The organism is Arthrobacter sp. CAN_A214 (assembly GCF_015751955.1).
In the GTDB taxonomy this organism is placed as follows: Bacteria; Actinomycetota; Actinomycetes; order Actinomycetales; family Micrococcaceae; genus Arthrobacter_D.
In genome coordinates, this window is record NZ_JADOUU010000008.1 from 84208 (window position 1) to 97809 (window position 13602).

Below are 13602 nucleotides of genomic sequence, written 5' to 3' on the forward strand. Positions count from 1 at the left end.
AGCCCCGTGCTGGGGGCCGTTGCGCCGTCGTCGCCCGTCGTTGAACCTCCGGTCACGCTAGGCCGCCTTGACTGACGCGGCGCGCGCGGCGGCCTGCTTGTCGGCGTAGGCGGCTGCGGCTTCCCGCACCCACGCACCCTCTTCGTGTGCTTCACGGCGACGCTCCATGCGCTGTGCGTTGCAGGGTCCACGGCCGGCGAGGACTTCGGCGAATTCATTCCAGTCCAGCGGGCCGTGCTCCCACTTCTGCGTTTCCTCATCGAAACGTACTTCCGTGTCGGGGAGGGTCAAGCCGAGTGCCTTCACCTGCTCCACCATCATTCCCACGAAGCGGGCACGCAGCTCATCGTTGGAGAAGCGCTTGATGTTCCAGGCCATGGACTGCTTGGAGTTGGGCGAATCGTCGTCGGGCGGGCCGAACATCATCAGCGACGGCGCGTACCAGCGGTTCACGGCGTCCTGCGCCATCTCGCGCTGTGCCGGGGTTCCGTTCGCCAGCTCGAGCAGTATCTCGAAGCCCTGGCGCTGGTGGAAGGACTCCTCCTTGCAGACGCGCACCATCGCGCGGCCGTATGGACCGTAGGAGGCGCGGCAGAGGGGTACCTGGTTGCAGATCGCCGCCCCGTCGACAAGCCAGCCGATCGCGCCGATGTCAGCCCACGTGGGCACCGGATAGTTGAAGATGCTCGAGTACCGTGCCTTACCGGCGATCAGGTCCTCGGTCATCTTGTCCCGGGGTGTGCCAAGGGTCTCCGCAGCCGAGTACAGGTAGAGGCCGTGGCCTGCCTCGTCCTGGACCTTGGCCATCAGGATGGCTTTGCGCTTGAGTGAGGGTGCCCGCGTGATCCAGTTGGCCTCGGGCTGCATGCCGATGATCTCGGAGTGGGCATGCTGGGAGATCTGGCGGGTGAGGGACTTCCGGTACGCCTCCGGCATCCAGTCACGCGGCTCGATGCGCGAGTCCCGAGCGATCAGGTCATTGAAGAGCCGCTCGCCTGCTTCGATCTGCTCAACCGGTGCGGTTGTCGCCACGATGGTCACCTCACTGTGCTGGAACGACGCCGGAAATAATTACCGACCGTTCGTTCAGGATATCCAGTGCAGGCGGTGGCAGTCAACAGGACGACACCGGGCTTCGTCGCTACCCACCCCGCTGCCCCTAGCCCCTGCCCCAGCCCCCCTCTGATTAAGCACCTACGGCTGCCATTTCCGGGATTTGCCAGCCATAGGTGCTGAATCAGAGGGGGCTGCTCACCCAACGGGCACGACGTCGGCATCACCTTGGGCCTGGTTGTCGCCGACGCTGTGGATAACCGTCCCGCACGTCCGCCGACGCGCAACAATCGGGAACATGCGCCCACCAGCTCCGCTCCCGATGCACCTCGCCGGTCGGTCCTTCACCTCCTCGGAAGCCACCGCGTCCGGCGTTTCCCGGGCGAGAAGCCGCGCCGCTGACCTGGTGACCGAAAGCCGGGGGATCCGCAGACCGGCACTGAGCACGGAAACCCTGCTCGACGCCGTCGCACCCTATGCAGCGCTGACGCCGCTCGGTACGATCAGCCACACCACTGCCGCGCTCCTCCTGGGCATCCCCATCCCGTGGCGGCTGCAGAACGAGACCGCTGTCCACCTCACCCGGCCTCCGGGGGCGACGGCCGCCCGCCGCAGGAACGCCGTCGGCCATCAGCGGCGGCTCGACGCAGATGAGCGGACCGTCATGGACGGCATCGCGGTGACGTCTCCGGCAAGGACCTGGCTCGACCTGGCCGCAACCCTGTCCATGGAGGATCTGGTGATTGCCGGCGACTACCTCGTCAGCGCGCACAATCGGCACTTCGGACCGGAGCGGATTCCTCTTGTACCACTCGGCGAGCTGCGCGAATATCTGGAATCCAAGCACAAGATCCGCGGCGTCATCCGTGCAAGGAAAGCTCTAGAGCTTCTGCGGATCGGCGTGGACTCCCCTCCCGAAACGAGGCTGCGCCTGCTGCTGCACGATGCGGGGCTGCCCGCATTCACCCCGAACTTCCCCATCGAAGGTTCGAACGGCTCCCCGCCGCTGTGGGTTGATCTCGGCTGCCTCCACTTCAGGACCTGCGTCGAGTACGAGGGCGCGCACCACCTCACCCCTGAGAAGCAGGCGTCCGACAGAGTCCGCGACACGCTGACCGCCGAACGGGGCTGGCTGCAGGTGAAGATCTACGCGGGAGACCTGTCACGGGGCTCATCCTGGGTGGCGTCCCGGGTGGTCCCGGCATTGCGGCGGAACGGCTGGACCCCTCGCTGACGGAACGGCTGGACCCCTCGCTGATTAAGCACCTATGGCGGGCATTCTCGGAAAATAGCCGCCACAAGTGCTTAATCAGCGGGGGGTGGGGGTGGCGGGAGTAGGCGGGGGCGGCGGGAGCAGGGGGGTGGGGCGAAAAGGTGGAAGCGGTGGGGCGAATGCGTTCTGGCAAGATGGAGCCCATGACTGCTGAGACCCACTTCGACACAGCGCCGACCCCTCCTCCCGCGAAAAAGTTGCCCGTCGAGAGGACCCATCACGGGGACTTGTTCGTGGACAACTACGAGTGGCTTCGGGAGAAGGAGAGCCGCGGGGTCGTGGAACATCTCACCGCCGAGAACGCCTACACCGACGCCGTCACCTCCGGGCAGGAGCAGCTGCGCCAGGACATCTTCGACGAGATCAGGAACCGCACCCAGGAAACGGATCTTTCGGTTCCCGCCCGCAAGAAGGGTTGGTGGTACTACTCCCGCACCGAGGAGGGGAAGCAGTACGGAATCCAGTGCCGGGTCGCCGCGACGGACACCGGCAACCTCGATGCTGACTGGACACCGCCCGAGGTGGTGCCCGGCGTGCCGGTACCGGGCGAGCAGGTCATGCTCGACGCCAATGTCGAAGCCGAAGGCAAGCCGTTCTTCTCCCTCGGCGGGCTGGCCGTCAGCGAGGACGGCACGCTCCTTGCCTACTGTGAGGACAACGCCGGCGACGAACGCTTCACCCTGCGCGTCAAGGACCTCGCATCCGGCGCCCTCCTGCCCGATGAAATTCCCAACGTCTTCTACGGCGTGGCCTTTTCCCCCGACGGCCGCCGCCTCTTCTACACCGTCGTCGACGATTCGTGGCGCCCCTTCCAGGTGCGCGCGCACACGCTCGGCACGCCTGTGGGCGACGACGCTGTCCTTTATCAGGACGACGACGTCGCCATGTGGACCGGTTTCGAGCTGTCCGCCGACCGCTCCCAGCTCCTCATCAGCAGCGGCTGCTCGGAGTACAGCGAGTACCACGCGCTCGATCTCACCGACCCCGACGCCGCCCTGACCCTGCTCATCTCCCGCGATGAGCGCGTGCTCTACGAGGCCGAGCCGGTGATGATCGACGGCGCGCCCTCCTACCTCCTGACGCATAACCGGAACGCGAAGAACTCGATGGTCAGCCTGGTCGAGGTCCCGGAGCTGGCAAAGCCGCTCGCGGAGCAGCTGTGGAGGACCGTCGTCGATCACGACGAGGCCGTTCGGGTCAACGGCATCGCCGTGACGGCCACCCACCTGGTGCTTTCCGTCCGGAAGAACACCACCGACCGCATCCAGGTGCTCCCGCTGGCCGGACTCGGCACCGCGGGACAGCCGGCTCCCGTGGAACCCGCATTCGATGAGGAGCTCTTCACCAGCAGCCTGGCCAACGCCGAGTTCGAGTCCCCGATCATCCGACTGTCCTACACGTCCTTCCTGACGCCGCCGCGCATCTACGACTACGTCCTCGCCACGGGCGCCCTGGCGCTCCGGAAGGAGACCGAGGTGCGCGGGGAGTACGACGCCGGCCACTACGTCGCGGAGCGCTGGTGGGCGCCGGCCGCGGACGGGACGTCCATTCCCCTCTCCGTCATCCGGCGCTCGGACCTCGGACAGGACGGCACCAATCCCGCCCTGGTCTACGCCTACGGCAGCTATGAGATCAGCGTGGATCCGGGCTTTTCGATCGCCCGACTGTCCCTGCTGGACCGCGGCATCATCTTCGTCGTCGCCCATGTCCGGGGCGGCGGCGAGATGGGCCGCACCTGGTACGAACAGGGCAAGAAGCTGCACAAGAAGAACACCTTCACCGACTTCGTCGATGCCACCAGCTACCTCGCAGATTCGGGCTGGGTGGATCCCGACCGGATCGCGGCGATGGGCGGGTCGGCGGGAGGCCTCCTGATGGGCGCTGTCACGAACCTCGCCCCGGAGAAATACCGGGCCGTGGTGGCGCAGGTTCCCTTCGTGGATGCGTTGACCACCATTCTCGACCCGGAGCTGCCGCTGTCGGCCCTGGAGTGGGAGGAATGGGGTAACCCGATCACGGAGCCTGATGTGTACCGGTACATGAAGGATTACACGCCGTACGAGAACATCCGTGCCGTGGAATATCCCCGGATCGCCGCAGTGACGAGCTTCAACGACACGAGGGTGCTGTACGTGGAGCCGGCCAAATGGGTGGCGGCGCTACGGGAAAAGACGACCGGTCCGGAGCCGATCGTCCTCAAGACCGAGATGGACGGCGGCCACGGCGGGGCAAGCGGACGCTACTCACGATGGAAGGACGTGGCGTGGGACTACGCCTTCGCGGCGGATGCCCTCGGAGCCACGGAAGTGCGCCCGCGCCCTACCTCCTAGGTGTCCTTTCGCTGCTGGTCCCGAAGGCGAACGCCGATGTGGCGCTTGACACCCGCCGCGTCGGCAGTATTACCTAATGAACATTCGGTAACTAATTCTGGAAGGCGATCATGGCGGACAGCGACGTCCCTTTTCCCCCGTCCGGGCTTGCGTCGGACAAGAAGCCTCACCATCCACTCCTGACGGACGACCGCGCGTCGGCCTGGTTGGGGATCGAGCTCGCCGCCACGGGGAACGGCACGTCCCGGGTCACCATGCGGGTCCGCACTGAAATGCTCAACGGCTTCGGCATGGTCCACGGCGGCATGATCTTCGCGTTCGCCGATTCGGCCTTTGCCCTCGCCTGCAACCCGGCATCACCACTCGAGGACGGCACCGGAACGGGCGAGCGCACTGTCGCCGCGGGCGCGGACATCTCCTTCCTGTCCCCCGCGTACGACGGCGAACTGCTGACCGCCGTCGCCGCCCGCCGCGCGTCGGCAGGGCGCAGCGGCCTCTACGACATCACCGTCACCGCAGATGACGGCGGAACGCCCCGGCCGGTTGCGGAATTCCGAGGCCGCTCGCGCACCATTCCCGCCGTCCGCCGAACCTCTCCCGCGAAGGACGAGTCATGACCAGCACCGCCATCAAAGCGTCCCCGGCCGCACCCGACAGCCTGGATCCCGAGGAGCACTTCAGCCGCGACCGGATCGAGTCCCTTCAACTCGAGCGGCTGCAGGCCACCGTCGCGCATGCCTATGCCAATGTGGAGCTCTATCGGCGGAAGTTCGATGATGCAGGGATTCATCCCACCGACCTGGTGGATCTCACCGACCTCGCGAAGTTCCCCTTCACCACGAAGGAGGACCTCAGGCAGACCTACCCGTTCGGCATGTTCGCGGTGCCCCAGGAGCGGGTCGCGCGGATCCACGCGTCCTCGGGAACCACAGGCCGGCCTACCGTCGTCGGCTACACCGTCGGCGACATCGATCGCTGGGCCACCCTCGTGGCGCGCTCCCTCCGGGCGTCAGGGGTGAAAACCGGATGGAAAGTCCACAATGCCTACGGCTACGGGCTCTTCACCGGTGGACTGGGGGCACATTACGGCGCAGAGAAGCTCGGCTGCACGGTGATTCCCATGTCGGGAGGGCAGACCGAGCGCCAGGTGCAGCTCATCCAGGACTTCGAACCGGACGCCATCCTCGCGACCCCCACCTATCTCCTGACCATCCTCGACGCCATGGTGTCGGCAGGAATCGATCCGCGGTCGACCTCGCTCAAGACGGCGGTGCTGGGAGCCGAGCCCTGGACGCTGGAGATGAGGCAGGAACTCGAGGCGCGCATGGGCTTCGACGCCTGCGACATCTATGGTCTGTCCGAGGTGATGGGGCCGGGCGTCGCTGGCGAATGCGTCGAGTCGAAGGACGGATCCTCCATCTGGGAGGACCATTTCCGCCCCGAGATCGTCGACCCGTTCACCGACGCCGTGCTGGACGACGGCGAGCACGGTGAGCTGGTCTTCACCTCGCTCACCAAGGAAGCCCTGCCTATCATCCGCTACCGCACCCATGACCTCACACGGCTGCTGCCCGGTACTGCACGGCCTGGAATGCGCCGAATGGGAAGGATCACCGGCCGGAGCGACGACATGATCATCCTCCGCGGCGTGAATCTCTTCCCCACGCAGATCGAGGAACTCGTCCTCCGGATTCCGGCGCTGAGTCCCCACTTCCAGCTCGAGCTCACGCGCCCCGAGGGCCAGCGCATGGACCAGCTGAACGTCCGCGTGGAGCCCCGGGAAGGAGTACGCCCTGAGGACGCGGCAACAGCGGCGGAGCAGCTGCGCGAGCAGATCAAGATCCACATCGGATCGAGCTGCTCGGTGACCATCGTCGAGTTGAATTCACTGGTGCGCTCCAGCGGGAAACTCAAGCGGGTCTACGACCTCCGGCCCAAGTCCACTGCGTGACCGACCGGCGCTGACCGAACGTTCGTGCAAAAATGAAACCCATGGCCAGCACACCAGTTGAACAGGAACCCGCAGCGCGCCGCGGACGCCCGGGGTACGACCAGCAGTCGGTGCTCACCATCGCGGTGGACGTCTTCAACCGGCACGGCTACGAGGCCACCTCCATGGGCGTGCTTGCCGAGCAACTGGGCATCAGCAAGTCCGCCATCTACCACCACGTCCCGTCGAAGGGCGACCTTCTGCGCCTCGCCCTCGACCACGCATTGGGCGGCCTCGAGGCAGTGCTCACCGAATCCGGGGCAACCGAGGGCAAGGCCGACGCGCGCCTTGAGCACGTGGTGCGCGGAACCATCGCGGTCCTGACCGAACGCCTGCCCTTCGTGACGCTCCTGCTGCGGCTGCGGGGCAACACCACTGTGGAGCGCGAAGCCCTCGAGCGGCGTCGCTCCTTCGACCGCCAGGTATCGGCCCTCGTCGACGCTGCCCGCACCGAGGGCTCGATCCGCAGCGACCTTGACCCGCGCACCATCACGCGCCTGCTGTTCGGCACCATCAACTCCGTGGTCGAGTGGTACAAGCCCGGAGGTCCGCTCACCGCGGAGAAGCTGGCCGATGACGTCGTCACCATGGTGTTCGACGGCCTGCACCGGCGCTGACCGCTCCCGGGAGCCGGCGCCGGCCGTCGAACTACTTCTCGACGAGCGTCAGCACGTCGTAGGTGGCCACGACGTCGTCGTGCTGGTTGGTCAGCACCGCATCCCAGGCGACCTCGCCGTACTCGTCCGTCTCGCGCGGTGTGATCCGCTTCGCGGTGAGGGTGACGCGGATCGAATCGCCGGCAGCCACAGGAGTGATGAACCGGAGCGTTTCGAGACCGTAGTTCGCGAGCACCGGCCCGGGTTCCGGATCGACGAAGAGCCCCGCGGCCCAGGACAGCAGCAGGTACCCGTGCGCCACGATCCCCGGGAAGAAGGGATTGGCTGCTGCCGCTTCCTGGTTGGTGTGGGCGTAGAAGGTGTCACCCGTGGTCTCGGCGAAGGCGGTGATGTCCTCCAGCGTCACTTCGCGGAGGGCCGACGTGACGGCGTCGCCGATGCGCAGCTCGGCGAGGTTCTTCCGGAACGGGTGGACATCGCCGAAGGAGCGGTCCGCACCCGTGTGCCAGATGCCGGTGATGGCGGTGAGCATGTTGGGCGACCCCTGGAGCGCCGTGCGCTGCATATGGTGGAGCACCGAGCGCATTCCGCCGAGCTCTTCGCCGCCGCCGGCCCGTCCCGGCCCTCCATGCACCAGATGCGGTACGGGTGAGCCGTGGCCGGTGGAGGAGCGGGCGTCCTCCCGGTTCAGGATCAGCACCCTTCCGTGATGCGCGGCGATTCCCGTGACGAGCTCCCGGGCGATGTCCGGATCATTGGTGCAGACGGTAGCCACGAGCGATCCCGCGCCCAGTGCGGCGAGCTGCACGGCGTGCGCAACGTCGTCGTACCCGATCACCGAGGCCACCGGGCCGAAGGCCTCGATCGAGTGCAGTGCCCCGGCCTCGACATCCTCCCAGGTCAGCAGGACAGGAGCCATGAAGGCGCCACCGGGAGCCGGTGCAATGGAGCTGTCCGCGTGGGTGACGTTCGGCGCGTCGAGCGAGCCGTAGGCGAGGGAACCACCCGAGGCCAGCAGTTCCCTAACGGCGTCCTGCACACCCTCCAGCTGCTCCAGGGAGGCGAGCGCACCCATCGTAACGCCTTCCGCGCGGGGGTCGCCGAGGACCACCCGCTGCCGGATCCGCTCACCGGCGGCAGCAACGACGTCGCCGACCACATCCCTGGGCACGATGGTCCGGCGGATGCCCGTGCATTTCTGGCCGGCCTTGACCGTGACCTCGGTGACCAGGGACTTGATGAAGGCCTCGAACTCCGGTGTACCAGGCACGGCGTCGGGACCGAGGATGGCGGCGTTCAGAGAATCGGTCTCGGAGGTGAAGCGCACTCCCCCGGTTGCCACGCTGGGGTGGGACTTGAGGTGGTTCGCTGTGGATGCCGACCCCGTGAAGGAGACCATGTCCCGGTAATCGAGGTAGTCGAGGATGTCCCGCGCGGGGCCGGAGATCAGCTGCAGCGCACCCCTGGGCAGAATGTCGGACTCGATGATCAGCTTTACGACGGCGGCGGTCAGGTAACCCGTCGGGGTGGCCGGCTTGACGATGGTGGGTACCCCGGCGAGGAAGGCGGGTGCCAGCTTCTCGAGCATTCCCCACACCGGGAAGTTGAAGGCGTTGATCTGGACTGCCACGCCGGGGAGCCGGGTATGGATATGGGTACCGAGGAACGAGCCGTCCTTCGACAGCGTCTCGGCAGGACCGTCGACGATCACCTGCGCGTTGGGCAACTCACGCCTGCCCTTGGACCCGAACGTGAAGAGGACGCCGATGCCGCCGTCGATGTCCACCATCGAGTCCCCGCGGGTAGCACCCGTGCGTGCCGACAGTTCATACAGCGGCTGGCGGTGTGCGTTCAGATACTGGGCCAGCTCCTTGAGCTTGAGCGCCCGCTCATGGAAGGTGAAGGCGCCGAGCGCGGCCTGCCCGGCCGAGCGGGCGTAGGCCACCGCGGCTGCTGTATCCAGCCCGTCGGTACTGACGACGGCAAGCTCCTCGCCAGTGCTTGCGTCCCTCACCACCGTGCGCGCACCAGTGCGGACCGTCTCCTGGGTCGGCGTCCACCATGCGTCCTCGATGAAGCTCGGAACTATGTCAATGCCCAGAATTGTTGAAGTCATCGTCGACTCGCCTTTCACCAGAAAGCTTGCGCCCGTGCGCCTTCCGGAGGGCCTCCGGGACTAACTGAACGGACGTTCGGTAATATATCCAGCGTACAGTAACCGGCAATTCCGCCGGCAGTCCCGAGGAGCCCCTGTGAGCAATGAGACCGAATCCCCCGCCGGTGAGCCCTGGCGCATCATCCTCGGCGAGCTCGACGAGAAGATGGGCGTGCGCATCGTGGAGCAGTCGGTGCAGAAAGTCGTGGCGACGATGCCCGTGGAGGGGAACCGGCAGTCCTTCGGGCTCCTGCACGGCGGGGCGTCCCTTGCCGTCGGCGAAGCCGTGGGCTCCTGGGCCGCGGTGATCCACGCCGGTACACTCGGGAAAACCGCCGTCGGCGTCGACGTATCGGCCACCCACCACAAGGCGGCGCGGGCCGGCACGGTCACCATCACGGCGACGCCGATCCATCTGGGCCGCACCCTCACCACTCATGAAGTGGTTCTCACGAACGACGACGGCGCACGCCTCTGCAGCATGCGCATCACCAACCTGCTGCTCGACCGGCCGAATCCGGCCTAGGGCGTGGCTTGCGTGGCGCTTCATCGTGTCACGCAAGCAAGCGGGATGGAGTCACCGCCCATCAGCGCGGTCCGTCGGTGATGACGGCGGTACGGCGCCTGCACTTGTTCGTGTGACGTCGCCGTGGGCCCGCCACTGGGTGCGAGGAGGTGGCGGTGCCCGAGGATCTCGAGCTGCTCGACCCCGCCAGAGCGGTCGCAGCCAAGAAGGGTACGAGCGTCCGCGTCGTGGCGATCCCGTTTCCGGGAGCATCTCGGGCCCTGGCCGGCGACGCATTGCTTCCCGGACCGGCCATCGAGCGCCGTGGCCCGACTTTCACCGATTGGCTCCAGTCGGATTGACGGCCACCGACGGCGTGATAAACAATCAGACACGCCTGGTCACGGCTGCCGGAATAGGGTGAGCCCCTCCAACCGGACGACGTCGGACAGTATCGGCGGCCGTACTTCTGTGGCAGCTCCCATGCCTATCTGCTCAGGTTCTGAACAGTTTTCAATGGGTGGGACAGGAAGCGTAGGTTGGAACAGCAACGGTCCCGGCGACGATTCGAGAGCACGTGCGTTCAACTTCAGCCTCAGGCAGCGGAGCGGGAAGAGGCAAATTCTCCGCGACGCTGTTGGGCGGCGGGACCGAGCCCGACCCGCGCTTCACGTTGGCCAACGAGCGGACCTTCCTGGCGTGGATCAGGACCGCACTGGCATTGCTGGCCGGCGGAATTGCAGTGGAAGCCTTCACCGTCGACGTATTGGATCCGGATATCCGCAAGACCGTTGCGGTGCTTCTACTCCTGCTGTCGATGGTCATCGCCGGCGGAGCCTGTTTCCGTTGGGTGAGGGTGGAACGGGCGATGCGCCGCAAGGCGCCGCTTCCGATTCCGCTGCTGATTCCGGTCCTCGCGCTCGGAGGAGCACTGGTCAGTGCTGTGTTCGTGGTTTTCGTGCTGCTTCGGGGGCATTAGCGGATGAATCGAGGCAGGCGCCACCCGGACCCGGGGCTGCAGCCGGAACGGACGTGGCTGGCATGGGGCCGCACCATGCTCGCCATGGTGGTGGTGAGCCTGCTGTTCCTCCGCTGGATCCCGGGGTATGGCGGATTCCCTGCGATCCTGATCGGCGTGGCGATGATCAGCGCCGGTGGGGTTTCCTTTCGCCAGCGCCGCCGCTACCTGCGGATCGACGAAGGCGTGGAGATGGAGCGGGTACACGCCGACGCCGTAGCGGTACTCGCCGTCGGTGCTTCGATCATCGTGCTCGCGCTGCTGAGTGCGTACGTCATCCTTGCCCTGCCACTGCAATGAAATCGGACTCACCGTGCGAAAGGTTCCGGAAGGAGCAGGTGCGGCAGACAGAGAGGGACACCCCGTGAACGCCGACGACGCCCCTGCATCCTCGACCAACCCCTGTTGTTCCCCGGTCCGCGCCGTGGACGCGCCATCCCGCGCGGAAACTGCCGTGGACGCGCCATCCCACGCCGACAGTCCGGCCCCTTCGGGTGCCCGCGTCCCACAGCCGGCAGTCAGCGCATTCGGGACGGAAACTGCTGCCGACCTCCGTCCCGTTCATGAGGAAGTACGGGTACCCGCCGGTTCATTCCTGATGGGAGACGGCTTCGGTGAGGGCAACCCGACGGATGGTGAGACCCCGGTCCATGAGGTACGGGTGGACGCGTTCAGGATTGATACCGCGGCCGTGACCAATCACCAGTTCGCCGCCTTCATCTCCGCAACCAGCTACCGCACCGACGCGGAGAAGTACGGTACATCGGCGGTCTTCCACCTGGCGGTCCAGGCTCCTGCCGCACACGTCCTCGGTGAGGCCGCGGGTGCGCCCTGGTGGCTGAATGTGCGTGGCGCCGACTGGTCACATCCGAACGGGCGGAACTCGAGCTGGCGCGACGTCGCCGACCACCCTGCCGTGCACGTGTCCCACCGGGACGCCCGGGCGTACTGCCGGTGGGCCGGCCGCCGCCTTCCCACCGAGGCCGAGTGGGAGTATGCCGCCCGGGGTGGACTTGATGGCCGGCGGTACCCGTGGGGAAACGAGTTGCTGGACCGCGAGGGGAACCACCGGTGCAACATCTGGCAAGGCGTCTTCCCGACGACGAACACGCGCGACGACGGTTTCCTGGCCACCGCGCCGGTGAGATCCTTCGCACCCAACGGCTACGGGCTTTTCGAAGTCAGCGGCAATGTCTGGGAGTGGTGCTCGGACAGGTTTCTTCCCCGGTACTACCGCGAGACTCCCACGGACAACCCGAGGGGGCCTGCAACAGGCGTAGGACGGGTGATGCGAGGCGGCTCCTATCTGTGCCACGACTCATACTGCAACCGCTACCGGGTAGCTGCACGCAGTTCGAACACGCCGGAATCCTCCACCGGCAACTGTGGATTCCGAACCGTCATGGACGTACGGCGCCCGGAACCCTCCCCGGCTCCGGCGACGGACGGCACGCCCAGCAGGGTGGATCCCCACTGTGATCTTCGCTACGGTGGGTGAGCCGGAGCCGCCGTCGTGCGGTGACCAAGGCGAAGGAGGCACGGTGTGCGGAGTCGCCGCATTCATCGCCCCGCCTGCCCTGCTCAGGGACTAGTGGAGCACGAATCGCCGAACAGCGGACAGGGCCCGAAGGGACTGGAATGATGAAAAGGCAAAAGCGGACGCGAAGCGCGGCAGCAACCGGGTTGATGGCGGGCCTAGCCGTGATCCTCTGCGGCTGTGGCCTTCAGCCGGCCACCTCCTTCGTGCCGGCGGCCGGCCCGGGATCCATCGAGGCAATTCCAGGGGCCGAGGAAGAAACGATCACTGTCACGTCGAAGAACTTCACTGAGCAACTGATTCTCGGCAAGATCACGGTACTGGCCATGCAGGCCGCCGGATTCGACGTCACCGACCTGACCAATGTCCCCGGCAGTCAGCCCGTCCGGGATCTCATGCTCTCTGGCGAGGGAGACATCACCATCGAGTACACCGGCACCGCCTGGTTGACCTATCTGGGCAACACGGAAGGCATTCCGGACCAGCAGGAGCAGTGGGAGGCCGTCCGGGAGGCCGACATCGAGAACAACCTGACCTGGCTCCCTCCGGCCCCCCTCAACAACACCTATGCAATGGCTGTCCGATCGGAAGCCGTGGACAGCCTTGGCAAAATCTCCTCGCTCTCCGGACTGACGGAGTTGCCGGTGGAAGAGCGCACATTCTGTGTCGAATCCGAGTTCAATTCCCGGTCCGACGGGCTGAATCCCATGCTGGAGCATTACGGGCTGGAACGCGGATCCCCGGAGGGCGTGCCGGACGAGAACATCGGCATCTACGATACGGGCGCGGTCTATTCGGCCACTGACAACGGAGCCTGCAATTTCGGCGAAGTGTTCACCACCGACGGACGCATCGATGCCCTCGACCTCACCGTGCTTGAGGACGACCAGAACTTCTTTCCCGCCTATAACGCAGCGCCCGTCGTACGCACCGAACTGGTTGAGGACTTTCCGCAGGTGGCCGGTGTTTTTGCCGAGGTCATGCCGAAACTCACGAGCGACGTGATTCGGGAGCTGAACGGACAGGTCGATGTGGAAGGAGGGGAGCCGGCGGAGATCGCCTTCGATTGGATGGTCCGGGAAGGATTCATCAGCGAGGCCGGCGGCCTGCTTGGCCAAGAGTGA

The 13602-nt window shown here is 66.2% G+C and carries 13 protein-coding genes; 11 read left to right on the forward strand and 2 right to left on the reverse strand.

The window, feature by feature from the left end; genetic code table 11:
- Positions 1–57 precede the first annotated feature (57 nt).
- Complete coding sequence (gene paaA, locus IWX65_RS09260; protein WP_196882308.1) at positions 58–1032, reverse strand: 1,2-phenylacetyl-CoA epoxidase subunit PaaA; 975 nt, start codon at positions 1030–1032, stop codon at positions 58–60.
- 319 nt (positions 1033–1351) lie between these two features.
- On the opposite strand from paaA, the gene IWX65_RS17785 reads away from it, so the two are divergent.
- From IWX65_RS17785 to IWX65_RS09285, 5 genes are all read left to right on the forward strand, one after another.
- Entirely contained in the window at positions 1352–2287 is a 936-nt protein-coding gene (locus IWX65_RS17785) for an endonuclease domain-containing protein (protein ID WP_334683772.1), read from the forward strand.
- Positions 2288–2469: 182 nt separating this feature from the next.
- Complete coding sequence (locus tag IWX65_RS09270; protein ID WP_196882310.1) at positions 2470–4656, forward strand: S9 family peptidase; 2187 nt, start codon at positions 2470–2472, stop codon at positions 4654–4656.
- Between the two features lie 110 nt (positions 4657–4766).
- A complete protein-coding gene (locus tag IWX65_RS09275; RefSeq protein ID WP_196882312.1) occupies positions 4767–5273 on the forward strand; it encodes a hotdog fold thioesterase in 507 nt (168 codons plus the stop codon).
- The gene (gene paaK / locus IWX65_RS09280; RefSeq protein WP_196882321.1) at positions 5270–6607 is read left to right on the forward strand and encodes a phenylacetate--CoA ligase PaaK; all 1338 of its coding nucleotides are present in this window, start codon (positions 5270–5272) and stop codon (positions 6605–6607) included. Before IWX65_RS09275 ends, paaK begins: the two co-directional genes overlap by 4 nt.
- A 41-nt stretch (positions 6608–6648) precedes the next feature.
- Positions 6649–7263 (forward strand): TetR/AcrR family transcriptional regulator, encoded by a 615-nt coding sequence (locus IWX65_RS09285; RefSeq protein ID WP_196882323.1) that lies wholly within the window; start codon positions 6649–6651, stop codon positions 7261–7263.
- Positions 7264–7294: 31 nt separating this feature from the next.
- Here IWX65_RS09285 and paaZ read toward each other — a convergent pair whose 3' ends face one another.
- Positions 7295–9379, reverse strand: a complete 2085-nt coding sequence (paaZ, locus tag IWX65_RS09290) for a phenylacetic acid degradation bifunctional protein PaaZ (protein ID WP_196882325.1) — start codon at positions 9377–9379, stop codon at positions 7295–7297.
- A 205-nt stretch (positions 9380–9584) separates the two neighbouring features.
- Between paaZ and IWX65_RS09295 the strand changes: the two genes are divergently transcribed.
- From IWX65_RS09295 to IWX65_RS09320, 6 genes are all read left to right on the forward strand, one after another.
- Positions 9585–9944 carry a PaaI family thioesterase gene (locus IWX65_RS09295; RefSeq protein WP_196820866.1) on the forward strand — a complete coding sequence of 120 codons (360 nt, stop codon included), beginning with the start codon at positions 9585–9587 and terminating at the stop codon, positions 9942–9944.
- A 155-nt stretch (positions 9945–10099) separates the two neighbouring features.
- On the forward strand, positions 10100–10285 hold the full coding sequence (locus IWX65_RS09300; protein ID WP_196882328.1) for a hypothetical protein: 186 nt from the start codon (positions 10100–10102) through the stop codon (positions 10283–10285).
- Positions 10286–10500: 215 nt separating this feature from the next.
- The gene (locus IWX65_RS09305; protein ID WP_196882330.1) at positions 10501–10902 is read left to right on the forward strand and encodes a YidH family protein; all 402 of its coding nucleotides are present in this window, start codon (positions 10501–10503) and stop codon (positions 10900–10902) included.
- Positions 10903–10905: 3 nt separating this feature from the next.
- Positions 10906–11241, forward strand: a complete 336-nt coding sequence (locus IWX65_RS09310; RefSeq protein WP_196882331.1) for a DUF202 domain-containing protein — start codon at positions 10906–10908, stop codon at positions 11239–11241.
- 64 nt (positions 11242–11305) lie between these two features.
- Positions 11306–12439 carry a formylglycine-generating enzyme family protein gene (locus IWX65_RS09315; protein WP_334683773.1) on the forward strand — a complete coding sequence of 378 codons (1134 nt, stop codon included), beginning with the start codon at positions 11306–11308 and terminating at the stop codon, positions 12437–12439.
- A 143-nt stretch (positions 12440–12582) separates the two neighbouring features.
- Positions 12583–13602: a glycine betaine ABC transporter substrate-binding protein gene (locus IWX65_RS09320; RefSeq protein ID WP_196882413.1), complete on the forward strand. Its 1020-nt coding sequence runs from the start codon at positions 12583–12585 to the stop codon at positions 13600–13602.

Coding starts and splice junctions, on each gene's coding strand:
- IWX65_RS17785 (WP_334683772.1), top strand. CDS start 1,352: ATGCGCCCACCAGCTCCGCTCCCGATGCACCTCGCCGGTCGGTCCTTC.
- IWX65_RS09270 (WP_196882310.1), top strand. CDS start 2,470: ATGACTGCTGAGACCCACTTCGACACAGCGCCGACCCCTCCTCCCGCG.
- IWX65_RS09275 (WP_196882312.1), top strand. CDS start 4,767: ATGGCGGACAGCGACGTCCCTTTTCCCCCGTCCGGGCTTGCGTCGGAC.
- paaK (WP_196882321.1), top strand. CDS start 5,270: ATGACCAGCACCGCCATCAAAGCGTCCCCGGCCGCACCCGACAGCCTG.
- IWX65_RS09285 (WP_196882323.1), top strand. CDS start 6,649: ATGGCCAGCACACCAGTTGAACAGGAACCCGCAGCGCGCCGCGGACGC.
- paaZ (WP_196882325.1), bottom strand. CDS start 9,379: ATGACTTCAACAATTCTGGGCATTGACATAGTTCCGAGCTTCATCGAG.
- IWX65_RS09295 (WP_196820866.1), top strand. CDS start 9,585: ATGGGCGTGCGCATCGTGGAGCAGTCGGTGCAGAAAGTCGTGGCGACG.
- IWX65_RS09310 (WP_196882331.1), top strand. CDS start 10,906: ATGAATCGAGGCAGGCGCCACCCGGACCCGGGGCTGCAGCCGGAACGG.
- IWX65_RS09320 (WP_196882413.1), top strand. CDS start 12,583: ATGAAAAGGCAAAAGCGGACGCGAAGCGCGGCAGCAACCGGGTTGATG.